At 46.8% G+C, this 15256-nt stretch carries 15 protein-coding genes; 6 read left to right on the forward strand and 9 right to left on the reverse strand.

All coding sequences use genetic code 11. The features are described 5' to 3' along the window. The first annotated feature begins 361 nt into the window (after positions 1 to 361). Positions 362 to 1591 (forward strand): ammonium transporter, encoded by a 1230-nt coding sequence (locus tag ACI31H_RS01795; RefSeq protein WP_439770288.1) that lies wholly within the window; start codon positions 362 to 364, stop codon positions 1589 to 1591. A 268-nt stretch (positions 1592 to 1859) separates the two neighbouring features. Here the strand turns inward: ACI31H_RS01795 and gndA are convergent, their stop codons facing one another. From gndA to ACI31H_RS01810, 3 genes are all read right to left on the reverse strand, one after another. Next, the gene (gene gndA, locus ACI31H_RS01800; RefSeq protein ID WP_439770289.1) at positions 1860 to 3296 is read right to left on the reverse strand and encodes an NADP-dependent phosphogluconate dehydrogenase; all 1437 of its coding nucleotides are present in this window, start codon (positions 3294 to 3296) and stop codon (positions 1860 to 1862) included. A 177-nt stretch (positions 3297 to 3473) separates the two neighbouring features. Continuing rightward, on the reverse strand, positions 3474 to 4955 hold the full coding sequence (gene zwf, locus ACI31H_RS01805; protein WP_439770290.1) for a glucose-6-phosphate dehydrogenase: 1482 nt from the start codon (positions 4953 to 4955) through the stop codon (positions 3474 to 3476). Positions 4956 to 5270: 315 nt separating this feature from the next. Continuing rightward, positions 5271 to 6434 (reverse strand): CynX/NimT family MFS transporter, encoded by a 1164-nt coding sequence (locus ACI31H_RS01810; protein ID WP_439770291.1) that lies wholly within the window; start codon positions 6432 to 6434, stop codon positions 5271 to 5273. A 157-nt stretch (positions 6435 to 6591) separates the two neighbouring features. Between ACI31H_RS01810 and ACI31H_RS01815 the strand changes: the two genes are divergently transcribed. Continuing rightward, positions 6592 to 7026: a VOC family protein gene (locus ACI31H_RS01815; RefSeq protein ID WP_439770292.1), complete on the forward strand. Its 435-nt coding sequence runs from the start codon at positions 6592 to 6594 to the stop codon at positions 7024 to 7026. Positions 7027 to 7215: 189 nt separating this feature from the next. On the opposite strand, the gene nrdI is transcribed toward ACI31H_RS01815, so the two are convergent. Continuing rightward, positions 7216 to 7686 carry a class Ib ribonucleoside-diphosphate reductase assembly flavoprotein NrdI gene (nrdI, locus tag ACI31H_RS01820; RefSeq protein ID WP_439770293.1) on the reverse strand — a complete coding sequence of 157 codons (471 nt, stop codon included), beginning with the start codon at positions 7684 to 7686 and terminating at the stop codon, positions 7216 to 7218. 209 nt (positions 7687 to 7895) lie between these two features. Here nrdI and ACI31H_RS01825 point away from each other — a divergent pair, with 209 nt between their 5' ends. The 3 genes from ACI31H_RS01825 to ACI31H_RS01835 are packed head-to-tail and all read left to right on the forward strand — an operon-like array spanning position 7896 to position 9854. After that, complete coding sequence (locus ACI31H_RS01825) at positions 7896 to 8759, forward strand: multidrug ABC transporter ATPase (protein WP_439770294.1); 864 nt, start codon at positions 7896 to 7898, stop codon at positions 8757 to 8759. A gap of 27 nt (positions 8760 to 8786) precedes the next feature. Beyond that, positions 8787 to 9317 (forward strand): NAD(P)H-binding protein, encoded by a 531-nt coding sequence (locus ACI31H_RS01830; protein ID WP_439770295.1) that lies wholly within the window; start codon positions 8787 to 8789, stop codon positions 9315 to 9317. A 12-nt stretch (positions 9318 to 9329) separates the two neighbouring features. Then, positions 9330 to 9854, forward strand: a complete 525-nt coding sequence (locus tag ACI31H_RS01835; protein ID WP_439770296.1) for a DUF1836 domain-containing protein — start codon at positions 9330 to 9332, stop codon at positions 9852 to 9854. Between the two features lie 72 nt (positions 9855 to 9926). Here the strand turns inward: ACI31H_RS01835 and ACI31H_RS01840 are convergent, their stop codons facing one another. The 4 genes from ACI31H_RS01840 to ybaK all read right to left on the reverse strand — a co-directional run bounded on the left by ACI31H_RS01840 (position 9927) and on the right by ybaK (position 14083). Then, the gene (locus ACI31H_RS01840) at positions 9927 to 11027 is read right to left on the reverse strand and encodes an AI-2E family transporter (RefSeq protein WP_439770297.1); all 1101 of its coding nucleotides are present in this window, start codon (positions 11025 to 11027) and stop codon (positions 9927 to 9929) included. Positions 11028 to 11037: 10 nt separating this feature from the next. Continuing rightward, entirely contained in the window at positions 11038 to 11868 is an 831-nt protein-coding gene (locus ACI31H_RS01845; RefSeq protein WP_439770298.1) for a sugar phosphate isomerase/epimerase family protein, read from the reverse strand. 131 nt (positions 11869 to 11999) lie between these two features. Beyond that, the gene (locus ACI31H_RS01850) at positions 12000 to 13433 is read right to left on the reverse strand and encodes a C69 family dipeptidase (RefSeq protein WP_439770299.1); all 1434 of its coding nucleotides are present in this window, start codon (positions 13431 to 13433) and stop codon (positions 12000 to 12002) included. 131 nt (positions 13434 to 13564) lie between these two features. Next, positions 13565 to 14083: a Cys-tRNA(Pro) deacylase gene (ybaK, locus tag ACI31H_RS01855; RefSeq protein ID WP_439770300.1), complete on the reverse strand. Its 519-nt coding sequence runs from the start codon at positions 14081 to 14083 to the stop codon at positions 13565 to 13567. Between the two features lie 125 nt (positions 14084 to 14208). Here ybaK and ACI31H_RS01860 point away from each other — a divergent pair, with 125 nt between their 5' ends. Further along, positions 14209 to 14940: a GntR family transcriptional regulator gene (locus tag ACI31H_RS01860; RefSeq protein WP_439770301.1), complete on the forward strand. Its 732-nt coding sequence runs from the start codon at positions 14209 to 14211 to the stop codon at positions 14938 to 14940. 56 nt (positions 14941 to 14996) lie between these two features. Here ACI31H_RS01860 and ACI31H_RS01865 read toward each other — a convergent pair whose 3' ends face one another. Further along, positions 14997 to 15215, reverse strand: coding sequence for a hypothetical protein (locus ACI31H_RS01865; RefSeq protein ID WP_439770302.1), 219 nt, complete (start codon positions 15213 to 15215; stop codon positions 14997 to 14999). Positions 15216 to 15256 lie beyond the last annotated feature (41 nt).

Consider the following 15256-nt stretch of genomic DNA (forward strand, 5'->3'; position numbering starts at 1 on the left):
GTCAGTATTATTTATTTGAGTCCAGTGGCTAACTTATTCTTGAAATTTAGGGTTTTATTATTTTTACCTAATCTGCTTGATAAAGAGCAAGAAAGAAGGGTGGTACCGGCCGTTAGTTTGTATCCTGGCTAGCTATTAGTAAAAATTTTAAGCAATTATAGTAAGTACCGAATCAAGAATGGGATGTTGGTAAAAGCAACGGACTAGGCCATTAATTAATAAAGTCCCGGCCGCCGATTAGGTAATTAATTTAAGTTTTACCGTCACTCTGACTCATAATTAATGCTTTTTTATCGAGACGTTGTAATGGGCGAACGAAGGCCGTATAGTGGTTAGCAAATGTTTCAAGGAGTGAGTGTTAATGAGTACGGCCAATACTTTATTTGTAATGATTGCCAGTGTCCTGGTCTTTTTTATGACACCAGGACTAGCCTTCTTTTATGGAGGGATGGTGGCCCGTCGTAATGCGGTTAACACTTTACTGTCGGTTTTTTACATCTGTGGTTTAGCGGTGATCCTATGGGTGGTAGTTGGGTATTCACTGTCATTTAGTGGCAATAGTTTGGGAGTCATTGGTAACCTACACGCAATCATGTTTAACCACGTCGTTTTGGATCACTTAACCGGAACGAGGATTCCGCAGGGAATTTACGCACTATTTCAGATGATGTTTGCGATCATCACCCCGGCCTTGTTTGTCGGGGCGGTCGTTGGCCGGGTACGTTTTAAGTTCTTGACTGCCTTTATTATCTGCTGGTCAATTGTTGTTTACTATCCCCTGGTCCACATGGTGTGGGGCGGTGGCTTGCTTGCTAGGCTCGGGGCACTTGACTTTGCCGGTGGGACGGTTGTTCACATTAATGCAGGGGTTACTGCCTTAGCACTTTCAATTGGCGTAGGACCACGTTACTTTCGTAATGATAAACCGGCCAACCGTTCCTGGGTACTGCTAGGAACAGCAATCTTATGGATTGGCTGGTACGGCTTTAATGCGGGCTCGGCCTTAGCGATTAATGATGTGGCCGCTCAAGCGATGATTACGACGACCGTTTCATCGGCCGCGGCAATGGTTGCTTGGCAACTCCTGGAGGTTCACCAAACTGGTCACGTTACTCTAGTGGGAACCTGTACCGGGTCGCTCTGTGGCTTGGTGGCAATTACGCCGGCCACGGGATATGTTTCCATTAATGCGGCATTATGGATTGGCCTAATTGCGGCGACCATCAGTTTTTATTTTATTACTGAAATTAAGCCACTGTTTCCATCAATTGATGATACCTTAGATGCCTTTGGCTGCCATGGACTTAGCGGAATCTGGGGTAGCATTGCGACCGGCCTGTTTGCCCAGCATAGTGTTAATGGGCAAGTGAAGTATGATGGCCTGCTAGTGGGCGGTGGTTGGCACCTGTTTGGAATCCAGCTACTAGCAACACTGATAACGGTAGTGCTGGCCTTTGTATTTTCAATGGTCATCATTAAAGGATTACGGCGGGTAATGCCGATTCGGGTTTCGAAGGCGGCAGAAGCACGGGGGCTCGACCTTAGCCAACATGAGGAGACCTTGGGGACCCTGGAAATGAACCCCAAATAAAGCCAGATATAATAACGGCGTTAAGCTGCGGTAATCCCCCAATACTTAACGCCGTTTATTCTTTAAACTAAAAAGGGGCTGTGACTTAAGTCCGTTATATCGATCAAAAGTCAACAGCCGTGATATACAAATAGGCCTCAAACATTCGGAAAACCCGAACGCTTGAGGCCTATTTGTACTCGCGGGGGTGGCAGATAGCCTAGCTACGCGTCGTAAAGGCGAAGTCGTAACCGACGTCTGTCACACTCCCACTGCTTTAACGCATTTATTATTGTTCCTTGTACCAAGTGTAGTGGTAGTTACCTGGGCGGTCAACACGTTCATAAGTGTGAGCACCGAAGTAGTCACGTTGTGCTTGCAGCAGGTTAGCAGGAACGACTTCTGCACGGTAGGAGTCGTAGTAGCTAATAGCAGCGCTAAGGGCAGGAACTGGAATACCAGCCTTAACAGCAAGAGCAACGATGTCCCGGATAGCCTTTTGGTACTTCTTGGCGATGTCCTTGAAGTAGTCGTCCAGAAGCAGGTTCTTCAAGTCAGGGTTCTTGTCGAAGGCATCAGTGATGTTTTGCAGGAATTGTGCACGAATGATGCAACCAGCACGCCAAATCTGTGCCAGTTCACCCATCTTCAGGTTCCAGTTGTAGCGTTCGGAGTCGATCCGCATTTGTTCGAATCCTTGAGCGTAGGACATAACCTTACCGAAGTAAAGGGCTTGACGAACCTTTTCAATCAATTCCTTCTTGTCATCAATGGAGATGGATTCAGTAACTTCTGGCAAAACCTTGCTTGCAGCTACCCGTTCGTCCTTCATCATGGAGATGTAACGAGCGTAAACAGCTTCAGTGATAACTGATTGTGGAGCGCCACCTTCAAGGGCCGTTTCTGAACTCCACTTACCAGTACCCTTGTTGGCACCACGGTCAAGAATCATGTCAACGATTGGCTTGTTCTTGTCGTCACCAAGGTCATCTTTACGAGTAAGAATATCAGCAGTAATGTCAACTAAGTAGCTGGACAGTTCACCCTTGTTCCATTCAGCAAAGGTCTTAGCGATCTCGTCAACTGGCATCTTCAGAACGTTACGCATGATGTTGTAACTTTCGTCGATTAATTCTTCATCACCATATTCGATACCGTTGTGAACCATCTTTACATAGTGACCGGCACCGTTAGGGCCGATGTAAGCAACACATGGCTTACCGTCTTCTTCAGCCTTAGCAGCAATTTGGGTCAGAATAGGAGCAACTAAGTCGTAAGCTTCCTTTTGACCACCTGGCATCAGAGCGGGACCGTGGAGGGCACCAAGTTCACCACCGGAAACACCCATACCGATGAAGTTGATACCAGACTTGTCCAACTTAGCGTTCCGGGCCATGGTGTCGTGGAAGTTAGTGTTCCCACCATCGATCAGAACGTCACCCTTGTCAAGCAGAGGAAGCAGTTCGTCAATAACAGCGTCAGTTGGCTTTCCAGCCTTAACCATTAATAGAATACGACGAGGCTTTTCAAGTGAATCAACAAAGTCTTCAATCGTGTAACTAGGAACCAGCTTCTTGTCACTGTGATCCTTCATCATTTCGTCAGTACGATTGCGGTGACGGTTGTATACACCAACCGTGAAGCCACGACTTTCAATGTTCAATGCAAGGTTTTTACCCATAACAGCTAAACCGACAACACCGATTTGTGCTTTGTTCTCTGACATTAAAGTCACTCTCCTCTAAAAGAAAAACATGTAACTATTTTCACAATGTCCATTATAGCAAAAAAATTTTTGTGTGCAACCGATAACACGAAAGCAGTTCAAAAAGATTCTAAACTAAAGACGCTCTTTAATAAACAATAAAAGACCGAGAATGATTCTCAGTCTTAGGGTAAATTATTAGTGGTTCAAACGGTAAACCCACTTGCGGCCGTCACGAGCTAAGAGTTCGTCAGAGGCAGCAGGACCCATTGAGCCAGGGATGTAGTTAGGGAATTGTGGTTTTTCAATATCCCAAAGCTTCCGAATAACGTCAACAAACTTCCAAGCGTAGGCAATTTCAGCCCATGATGCAAAGTTGGTGTGGTTACCTTCCAGAGCATCGTGGAAGAGACGTTCGTATGGTTCTGGTGATTCCTTCTTGTCGGTATCACTTTGTAAGTACTTCAGGTCAACTGGTTGCGTAGTGAAGCCTTGACCAGCACGCTTGGCGTTTAATTGCATAGCAAAGCCAGACTTTGGTTCAACGAAGATGGTCAAAACATTGGAGTTCAGTGATTGGTCACTTTCGTTCCGTGGATCAGCAAAGATATCGATCAATGGCTTCTTGAAGACAACGTCAATCCGGGTAAACTTGTCAGCTAACTTCTTACCAGTCCGAACGTAGAATGGTACACCTGACCAGCGGTAGTTATCAAACAGTAACTTAGCTGCAACGAAGGTTTCAGTACCTGATTCAGGATCAACACCATCAGCAGAGCGGTAAGCTTCCGTGCCATCACCAGCGTCGTATTGGCCACGAACAAAGTTAGCAGCAGCTTCGGATGGGGTGTAAACACGCAGACTCCGCAGGGCCTTAATCTTTTCTACCCGCACATCAGTATCCGTAAAGGAAACTGGTTGTTCCATTGCCAATTGGGCAACGATTTGCATGATGTGGTTTTGAACCATGTCACGCAGGGCACCAGAGTGGTCGTAGTAACCGGCACGTTCTTCAACCCCCAGCTTTTCACTCAGGGTAACTTGGATGTTGTCGATGTAACGGTTGTTCCACAGTGATTCGATAATGGTGTTACCAAAGCGCAGTGCTTGGATGTTTTGAACCATTTCCTTACCCAGGTAGTGGTCGATCCGGAAAATTTGGTTTTCATCAAAGGTTTCGGATAATTCGTCATTTAACTTCTTAGCGGAGTCAAAGTCACGACCGAATGGCTTTTCAATAACGAGACGGTTGAAGCCATCGTCAGAAAGCAGGTCTTGCTTCTTTAAGTTCATGGCAATGGTACCAAAGAATTGGGGAGCCATTGACATGTAGAAGAGCCGGTTGCCTTCCGCACCGAATTGCTTGTCCAATTCTTCGATCCGCTTCTTTAAGATCGTGTAGTGTTCAGGCTTAGTAACGTCGTGTGACTTGTAGAAGAAATGCTTGGAAAAGTCTTGTGCTTCACCATCGCGGGTTTCTTCAACATCCTTGATTGATTCACGAACTACCTCTTGGAATTCTTCGTCACTGTATTCGTGACGGGAGGTACCAAGTAATGCAAAGTGATCTTGCAGGTAACCCTTTTGGTAGAGCTTGAAAAGGGCGGTGTACAGCTTCCGCTTTGCGAGGTCACCAGTAGCACCAAACAATGTAATAACAGCTTTGTTTTCTGTAGCCAAAATGTTCACTCCTTCTGAAATTACAGAAATTATTTCACCGTTCCAATTATATACTCTCCAACGCTAGTCTGCACTATAAAAGGAACCGGTTTCCGGCGTACATTAAAATGGCCCACCAGGGATAAAGCGCTCCATAAATGGATTTACTTGTTGAAATACTAAAAGTGGTCTAGAGCAAAAGTTTTTTATCGACTAGCAACCGGTTGACGGCCTAATATACATAACTAGGGCAAGTGTTAGTGAGTAATAGTGGCTAAGATTATCGCCTCATACTAAAAAATGGTTGGGTAAATCCCAACCATTTTTTGTATGAATTTAGATGTATTGGTGGCGCTCCGCAAGCATCCCAAAGACCGTAAATAGGAAGGCAGCGATCAGGATGACGATCACACTGGCAAACCAGCTATGGGTTTGGGCGTTTAGGTTACCGACGATAATTGGACCGAGGGCGGCAATGAGGTAACCCAGCGATTGGACCATTCCCGATAGGTTACGGGTATCCGCTGCACTCTTGGTCTTGAGGCCAAAGAGGGTCATTGCCAATACAAAGGTAGTTGTGGAACCGGCCCCCAATAAGAAGGCCACTACACAGAAGTAGGCAAAGGAGTTGACCGCGAAAAACATCATTACGGTCCCGATCATCGAGGCAATCCCGGCCGCAAGCATAATCGGTTGCCGGTTAGTCATCTTGGTGGCAATAACCGGTACCGTAAAGGCAAATGGCAAGGCAAAGAGCTGGAATAGGCCAGCAATCATACTAGCTTGGTCACCACTTAGTCCCGCAGTTTTGGCAATGGTTGGTAACCAGGCGACGACGCTGTAGAAGACAAAACATTGAAAACCAAAGAAGAGCAGGAGCCACCAGGCGTTACGCTTCTTCCACATATTAGTTCCCGTTGCGTCATTGTCAGCCCCGTTCATTTCGTTGTACTTAAGGTTCGGTAACCACACGATGGCGGTAACTAGAGCGATGGCGCTAATGATGATTACGGCCGTCTGCCAGCTGCTATGGTGGGCAATTGGCGTAATTGCGTAGGCCCCGATTGCTGCAAAAAGCGTCATCGCCGTATTGTACATCCCGGTCACGCTCCCAATCCGGGATGGGAATTTATCCGTTACAATTGCCGGTAAAAGGACATTGATACAGGTGATTGCGATCCCGACCATCACCGTCCCCACCATTAGAAGGGAGAAACTAATGATCCGGAGATAGGAACCGATAAACATTAGTACCATCGCAATTGTCAAGGTTAATTCGTTACCGATCCGCTGGGCAGTTGCAGAAACAACGGATGATAGTAGACCGAAGCAGAGGAGGGGGATGGTGGTTAAAATCCCAAGACTGGTTGTCGGTACTTTAAAAGTTTGGGCAATTTCAGCGACCACTGACGGAATTGACGTGATCGGCATCCGCATACAAACCCCGAGCAGCAGTAAGCCGAGGATTAACAGCGGACTATGCTTTTTTACATTTTCCACAAGATTCGTCCTTTCAGATTAATTAATTCGCCAACTTATTATAGCACAATAAAACGTTTTACTTAAAGTGAGCCGGAACAAGAACTTACTAGACCAATTTGACGACACGGGCCAGGAACCATATAATCAAAAGCGAAGATTTTTACGGAGGATAGATATGACGGTAAAAATATACCCGTACTTAACTTTTGAAAATGCTAAGGAAGCGATGGACTACTACGTTCAAAACTTTGGTGCGGAAATTACATACCACCAACCACTAAACAGGGAACAGGCGGAAAATATCGGCCTGACCACGGAGGACTTAGCAGGGACAACACTGTATGGTGAATTCTCAGTTGCGGGTCAAAAAATTATTTGCGCCGATGCAACGATGGGGACGCCCCAGAGTTCGTCACTAATTTCAATTATCCTAAGTTTTGGTGATGAAAAGGACCGGGCACGGCAATTTTTTAAACAACTGGCCGATGATGATGAACAGCGGGTAACGGTTCCCTTTGGCGACTGGGTAGGTGGCCGGATGATGGGCCAAATTGTAGACCGCTACGGCCTAACCTGGATTATTTGCACAGGGGACGAAAAGTCAGAATAGTAAGATCGATAAGGGGACGTGAGACCGAAGTCGGTTACGGCTTTGTTTTTTCGACGTAAAGCACCCCCGCGAGTACAAATGGCCTCAAGCGTTCGGGTTTTCCGAATACTTGAGGCCATTTATATACTGTGCTGGTAACTTTTGATCGATATAACGGACTTAAGCCACAGTCCTTATTTGTAAGGCTAATTACTCGTTGGTGACTTTTGCCCATTGCCGTGCCAGGACATTGTAAATCCGCTCGGTATCAACGGTGGTCCCCCGTAACTCATAATTATCAAGGAAGGGTGCGTCAAATATTTGAGCGTACTTCCGGGCAGTTAGGCAGTATTGCTCGTTAAAGTTGCGATTACCAGAGCCAACGACACCGATACAGTATTTGGCATTATGACCATCCTCAATGTATTCACCAAGGGCATTTGTCATAATCTCGGTAAAGCCATTGTCAATTCCGTTGCCGCCGGTAAGGTAAGTGGGAACGAAAACAAAGAAGGGGGCGCTTTCTTGTGCGGGGGCATCCTGCGGGCCGATCTCTTTGAGCTTAATTAGCGGATTGTTTGGATTAAGAATATGTTGTTGTTCTGCAAATTCTTGCATACGGTGAAGAAAGGCACGGGTGTTACCCTCAATTGAAATGTATAGGATATTCATTGCTGTCATTCGTGATACTTCCTTTAACTATAACTACTGAATTAATTTGATCAGTTAATAAACATGTTTAATTATACGCTAAAACGCATTCGAAGAGTAATATTTAAATCGTCTTTTTGACCCGTTATCTATTATAAATTTGAAATTAATTGATAGTGGGTGATTAACCGCTTTATAAAAATGATAAAATTATACTTAAAGTATGGAGGGGATTAATAGTGAGTAGTGTGGTATTGAGCAATTTAACCTTTGAGGCCAAGTCAGGCGACCAACTAGAAGAGGTTTCACTAGGCCTGATGTCGCCGAAAATGGTGGCGATCTGTAGTGAAAATAAGGGAACCGCCCTGGCGTTAGAACAGTTATTGCAAGGGCAGGGTAAGATTATCGAAGGTTCGGCCCAAATTAATGGTGAAGATATCACTAAATTCAGGCGCCATCCCGAACGGGTGGTGGCGTCCTTTGACCAGGTTGCCTTAAAAGGAAAAACAGTCGAAAAGGCAATCGGCCGTGCTGTTAAGCATGTTAAAGGTGCCCTCGATGTTAAGCAGACCTTACAGATGCTCCTACCGTTGGGGATTAAGTACGATGAAAAAATAGCAGAATTGAACGCGGGTGAACAGCAAGTACTGCGAATTATCATACTATTAGCTCTACGCCGGCCAGTCGTCTTCTTGAGCGACAGCCTTGACCAATTAAACGAAGAGACCCGGCAGACGATTGGTAACTTGGTGAAAGACTATGCGGCTAAGACTAATTCAGTGGTAATCTTTACTAGTGGCGATGTCTCAACCATGATGCGGTTTGCCAATACCATCTACTACTTTAGCAGTGACCGCTTAACCTCGGCCCGTGACCTTAGTATGAATGACGGGGTTGACTGTACCGTCACGGTTACCGGGACTGGGCTACCGATCGATGTTGCAATTAAGCTCGGTGCCCATATGCTGGGTGAATCGCAAAATGAGACCCGCTTCTTATATACCGGTAATATTCAGGCGCTGTTACCACTACTCGAGCAAAGTACCATCACGGATGTTCGGATTGAAGATTCCACCGTAGAAGATGAATTAATGGCCTATTAGCTAGCAAGTACGTGAAGGGATGGTCGAATGGGAAGAACTGTAATTGTTAGTCGGCGGCATGATAACCTTAGCCAGCTTATTATGAAAAAACTGTATGACGCGGTTGTGCAGGGAAACTTTAAATTTGAGTTCCAGCGTGGTGATCAGTTGTGCTGGCTGCCCCAAGTCAACGAGCCAGTTGATGACCAGGCCCAGGTACTGGCAACGATGCTTGACCACGCACTCTTTGTTCCGCGTAAGATTGTGATGTTGTCCATGGCGGGAACGGCCGATGAGCTGACTAGTGAGCAGCTCCGGCAATGGTATGGCCCCAATGCGCAGGAGCTACTCTGGTCTTACCAGTATGCGATTAAAATGATTGATGAACTAGAACTACCGTACACCATAATTCGCACCCCACCGCTAGTGGCTAATTCAACCCCAGCGGTCCTAACCGATGAAGGTCAACCACTAGTCGGCCATGGGGTGAGTGCAAGTGAACTAGCCAAGGTATTGGAAAGGGTCCTAATGACCGATCAGTACAACGGAAAATCACTTGGCGTAACGGCTAAAGAATAAGGGGGCAGTAAGATGACCGAGCAAAACCAGTACACACGATGGAAAAAACAGCTGGCGCAGGTTCGCTTTCCCTACTGGAAGGAATTACCGGCACTAGAGCTGTATATTGACCAGGTTGTAACAATTGTTAACGAGCACTTGACGGGAATTGGCGTGGAACCGTTGACTAAATCAATGGTCAATAACTATGTCAAAAAGAAGGTAATCCAGGCACCGGTCAAGAAGAAGTATGCCGTTAACCAGTTGGTTGACCTCCTGTTGATTGGCTTTTTTAAGTCCAGTTTCTCAATTGATGAGATCCGTGCGGGAATTGCCCAGGTAACGGTCAGTGCCTATCCGCGCCAGGCGTATGACCAGTTTGTCACCCTGCTAAACGCTAAGTTAGCGGGAACCACTCCCGCAACTGCTGGTGACAACCCGCAAAACGATGCCTTAGAAAGCCTGGCGATCGATACCGTCTTGAACCGCTTGAAGGCCGGTCGACTACTGCAAACGATGCGCCAAAAGCAGACCCCCTTAGCGGTTACTAAAAAATAAGCATAAAAAATGAACTCCCAATATTCGACTTACTTTACGATATTGGGAGTTCATTTTTGATTAAAAGCAAAACTATCCTTTTTCCCGTTTACCAACATCGGTTGCCACGATTCGGTAAATGGCCGCAAAGAGCGGAACGGTTAGCATCATTCCTAGAATTCCCGAGAGACTACCACCGACGATGACGGCGGCAAAGACCCAGACACTAGGGAGGCCAATACTTTTGCCCACAACCAGCGGGTAGGTAACCCGGTTGTCAACCTGTTGGAGAACGATGATAAAGATTAGGAATACCAACGCTTGCATCGGTGAAACGGCAAAGATCAGGATCACCCCGATGCTGGCCCCGAGGATAGCACCGACGATGGGGATGAGGGCCCCGATGGCGGTGACTACCCCGATCATGGTGGCGTACGGCATCCGCATGATGGTCATTCCGATAAAGCAAGCCACCCCTAAAATAGCCGCGTCCTTACACTGGCCGGCGATGTAGTTACTGTAACAGTCATCAAAGGTCCGGATAACGTACATCAGCGGCAGTTTGATCTTACTAAGATAGGTGTTGATTAAGCGGGTAAACTGCCGGGCCAGCATCTCCTTATAGATCAGCAGGTAAATCGAGAAGAAAAAGGCAATTAGGGCGGTAGTAGCTCCGGAGACTACTGAAGAGGCCGTTGAGATAACGGCTTTAAAGGTCCCGCCAAAGCCATAGGAAAGAAACTTCTCGGCCTTCGACCAGTTAAGGTGCCGTGGGTCAAGGTGTTTAATCGCTTCCTGGATACTACTGTTATGCTCAAAACTGGCAATGAAATGGGTAATCACCTTACTGTGGTTATTAATTAGCAGTTGGATACAGCTAATCAGTTCGGGGATTACCAGTCGAATAACGACCGCCAGGATTAGGAAAATGGTTAAGTATGACAGCACGATCCCCCACAGCCGCTGAAATTTGGCGGCCCGTTTTCCTTTAAACAAGTGGCGGTAGAGCCGTTCGTACTGACGAAGAAGGAGGTTAACGATGTAGGCCACGACCGCACCAATTAAGAGCGGGGTGAGTGCGGCCAAAAAGGTACGACACCACCGGGCGAAGTGGGGCCAAAAAATGATCGCTAGGTATAAGAAAAATAGTGATAACGCTAAGGAGAGGTGCTGTTTATTGATATGGATTTTCACGCTGCACCTCCTAGTTACTTAGCTGGTCGGCCAGTTGGCAAAGGTAGCGGTGACTGGCTAATTGTTCAGCACAGTTATTTTGGTCGCGCAGGTTAATTTCGTAAATACTAGTGGCGCTTGGGTTGAGTAATGGCAACACCCTTGCCCAGTTAATTTTACCCGTTCCTAGCGTTAAACTATCGTGGGTTTGCCCGAGAGAATCGACCAGGTGGTAGTGAACGACCGCCGGGGCTAGGTGGCGTAGTGAAGCTTGCAGGCCCTGGTTATCACCGTGTAGCTCGATGAAACAGTGGGAGGTATCAAAGGCCAACCGGTAATGGTGTGCCAGTATTTCATCCTCCTGGTCGGGGTGACCATAAGCAAAGACCGGTGCAATCGAATTTTCAAACATAATGTGCTCACGGCCGGCCCGGACAAAACGGTCGAGCCGCTGATAAACCGCCTCGCGGGCGGCCGCAACGTTAGGGTAAAGGTCAACCATGTGCTGCGCTTCGTCACCGGAATAGCCGCCGTGGACAAGAACCTGGACATCTAAGTCGTCAGCAAGGCGGATGAGTTGTTCAGTGCTCTGTTCGATAAAACGGTAAAGGGCGGGGTAATTTTGTTCAGGCGCTACCACTTCGGAATGGTAGTTACGAAACTTCATCGGGTGGTGGAGAACAATCTTGTTAATTCCAGCCGCCTGGACATACTGGACAGCATCGTAAAGGTGCCGGTAACCATTCGGTGTAAAGTCGTTAGCGTCAGTATAGAATTCGTAGACCGTAGGGTGGTGCTTAAGTCGGTCATCAATTTGAGTTTGTGAGCTACTCCCTTTAAGGCCCAGTTGTGGTTGAAACATGGTAAGACTTCCTTTTTTATAATCATTATCTCTATCATAACAGACTTTATTACTAGGTCGGTCTGGAGAGATTAAAGAGCCCCCGGTATTCACAAATAGAATACCGGGGGCTCTTTAGCCTAATGTAGTTTTTACAGATTTTCGTCCATCTTAAATGTCAGCTTAGATAGTTCCAGACCGCTCATTACTAACTCGGCCATTAACTTCTTGGTCCGGCTTGCCAGTTCCGCCATCATTTGGTGACTTTCCGTACTCAAGAATTCATTAACTTCATTATCATCCTTACCAGCAACTTGTGGTGCAATGGTGTTAACCCAACGGTAAAGATATTCCCGGGCGTCCTTTAGGTAGTCCAGGTCGTCCTGGGCAAATTCAGCATGGTGTGATTCAACCAGCATCGACAGTGTCCGGTACATCCAGTAGGCACTCTTGAGGTTCATGTCCAGCTTCATCGGCGTTTCGCGGTAGCTTTCGTCGATGTCTTGGGCCTGGGCAAAGAATGGAACGTACGGGGTAAAGGTTGGGATACCGAAGCACATCCACATAATAGCAGAAGCCTGTTCTGGCAAGTCATTACGAACTTGGAGAACGTGGGAGTTTTGGGTCCGGTTTAGAGAAATTGGCCGGAAGAGGTGCTTTTCTGCTTCCGTTCCCTTGCCCAGTGGGTCGTAAACCGTTCCTTGGTAGTGGCTGCTCAAAACAGCTTCCACATCTTCAAGTGATAGTTTACGATCGGTCCGCATGATAAATGGCAAGTCAAAGTCGAGGGGATCCATTTCCACTTCCGGGCTCAAGACCTTGTGACCGTACCATTGCCGTGGGGTGTTGTAGTGTTGGTCAAAGACATTGGCTGTTCCAAAGATATGACGGAAGTTCCAGCCATGACGGTCTGGGTTGAGGTGGTTCTTTTCGACGAATTCTTGAATACCTGCTGACCACATAAAGTTGTCGGGGTCACTAAAGTCCACCTGTTGGATGGCAATCCGGTTCCCGGTAACGGCGTAAGCATCATCCGGAATCCGTTGGGCAACCCAATGGTGACCAGTAACAATTTCCATGTACCAGATTTCATCCTTGTCCGAGAAGATAACACCGTTTCCTTCAGCCGAGCCATACTTCTTGACCAATTCACCGAGGTGGCTTACCCCTTCCTTAGCACTATTGATAAATGGAAGGGTAGTTGCCACGATCAGGTCTTCATTAATACCGGATTCGGTGTTTAGTGGGTCACAGGATAGTACCCGCTCGTTAGCATAAACACTCTCCGTGGCACTCATCCCGACGTTTTGGGAGTTAAAACCACTTTCGTCGAAGACGCCCAGGTGTTGGTAGTCAACGTTTGGTACCCCCTGGTAGGAATAGCCATCGGCCGGCCGATCAATGACACACTTGTTAAGGTAGGACTTCACCTGGTTAGGGTGGTCATGGTAAGCGGGGTAAACAACAACCCGCATTGGACATAGGGGTTGCGGTGTATCATCGTTACGAGCCGCCATTGTTGAGCCATCGATAGTGGCATTTTTACCAACTAAAACCGTGGTACAGGCAGATAAGTTTTTCTTCATTAGAATTCTTCGAACCTTTCTATAAAAAAATTAAAGCTGGGAAGTGCACAAGTTCTCAGCCTCGTTGTGATATACCTATTAGTTTAAACGGTGAGTGCGTGGTGGTCAATTACCCCCACTGATTTGGTAGCCTACCCGGGGTAGTTGGCCTGTTGCAGGTCAGCAAATTGAGCATGGACTAACCGGGCTAGGTCCTCAGCGTTGAGCCGGACCGACCGACCAACCTTACCAGCGGAAACGTAGATCTCCCCCTGCTCTTTGGCCGACTGGTCAATGAAGATTGGATACTCGTACTTTTCGTAAATCCCGACGGGCGTGTTAGCCCCGTGCACGTATCCGGTCGTCTTCAATAGGTTCTTGAGCGGGACCATGTTGACCTTCTTGTTACCGGAAACCTTGGCGAGCTTCTTCTCATCCAGGTGGGTATCGACGGGGAGTACCCCAACCAGTGGCCCGGTAACGTTACCGGTTAAGACCAGCGTCTTATAGATAGTATGCTCATCAACACCGGTATGGTCGACGCTCATGGTCCGGACATCACCATCCTGGTGGGTTGGGAACTCGGCCTGTTGGTAGGCAATCTTATTTTTATCGAGAATTTGCTCAACCTGGGTCTTTTTTAACTTGCTTTTTTTATTCTTTTTGCTCATAATAAAACTTCCTTTGTAATACTGGAACGGACCAATTTTTTAGCAAAAGGCCCCAATTTCAAATAGGTTTGTTATACTAATAATAGTATTAAGTATGCAGAAAATAAATCTGAGGAGCTAATGAGATGGCAGATTTAGTATATCGCTCCGTGATGCGTGATATAAAACATAAAATTTTACAGAACCAATATGCCGGGATGCGGCTTCCGGATGAACGAAGCCTCAGTGAGACTTACGGGGTGAGCCGTAGTTCTATTAAGCGTGCCCTTGGTATCTTAGCTCAACAGGGTATCATCTTCAAAAAGCGGGGGTCGGGGACCTTCATTAATCCGCTGTACTTGAAGAACCAATCCCTCTTTCATTATGAAGGTAGCAACTTGGGGATTACCGATAGCTTTCGGGTGGATGGTAAGAAGCAGGGAATCAAACTGCTCGATTACCAAGTAGTACCAGCTAGTGCCGACATTCAAGAAGAACTCTTCCTTAATGATAATGATTTTGTATATCAAATCAAACGGCTCCGGCTAATTGACGACCAACCCTTTATGATTGAGACGGGCTTTATCCCGATTAAGATCGTGCCGACCTTGTCACCGGCAGTCGTTAATAGTTCGATCTTTAACTACCTCGAAGATAGCATGGGGAAGCGGGTTACGAAGTCCTTTACCACTATTAGCGTCTCACCATCGACGGCTAATGACCAAGAACTCCTTAAGCTCTCGCCAACGGAACCGGTCGGGATAATGGATGGGGTCTTTTTCTTAGATGACGGGACCCCATTTGAGGTTTCTAATATGCGGATTCACTACCACTACATGCGCTACAGTACCTTTATTAATTTGGATCAAGAAGGCTAAAAAGAGAAGCCGGGAAATATTATGTTTCCCGGCTTCTCTTTTTATCAACGTAGTGGTTAACCGTTAGTAAGGTGGCGGAGATTGAAGCGCCGTTTAACCCCTGACCAAACAAGGTGGGCGACATAGGAAAAGGCAAAGGAAGTAACAATGGTTAACACAACTAAGAGTGGAAATTTAGCTACTAGTGGCAGGTGGGGAGCGATAACTTGCATCCCCTTGCTGTACCAGTAGAGCCAAAAGACGTGGCCCAAGAAGGAACGGTGTAAGCACACCATAACGACACGTATTGAAAAAGGCAGTCGTGATCCTCAAGCTT

The sequence above is a fragment of the Limosilactobacillus sp. genome, assembly GCF_051873035.1.
Classification (GTDB): Bacteria; Bacillota; Bacilli; order Lactobacillales; family Lactobacillaceae; genus Limosilactobacillus.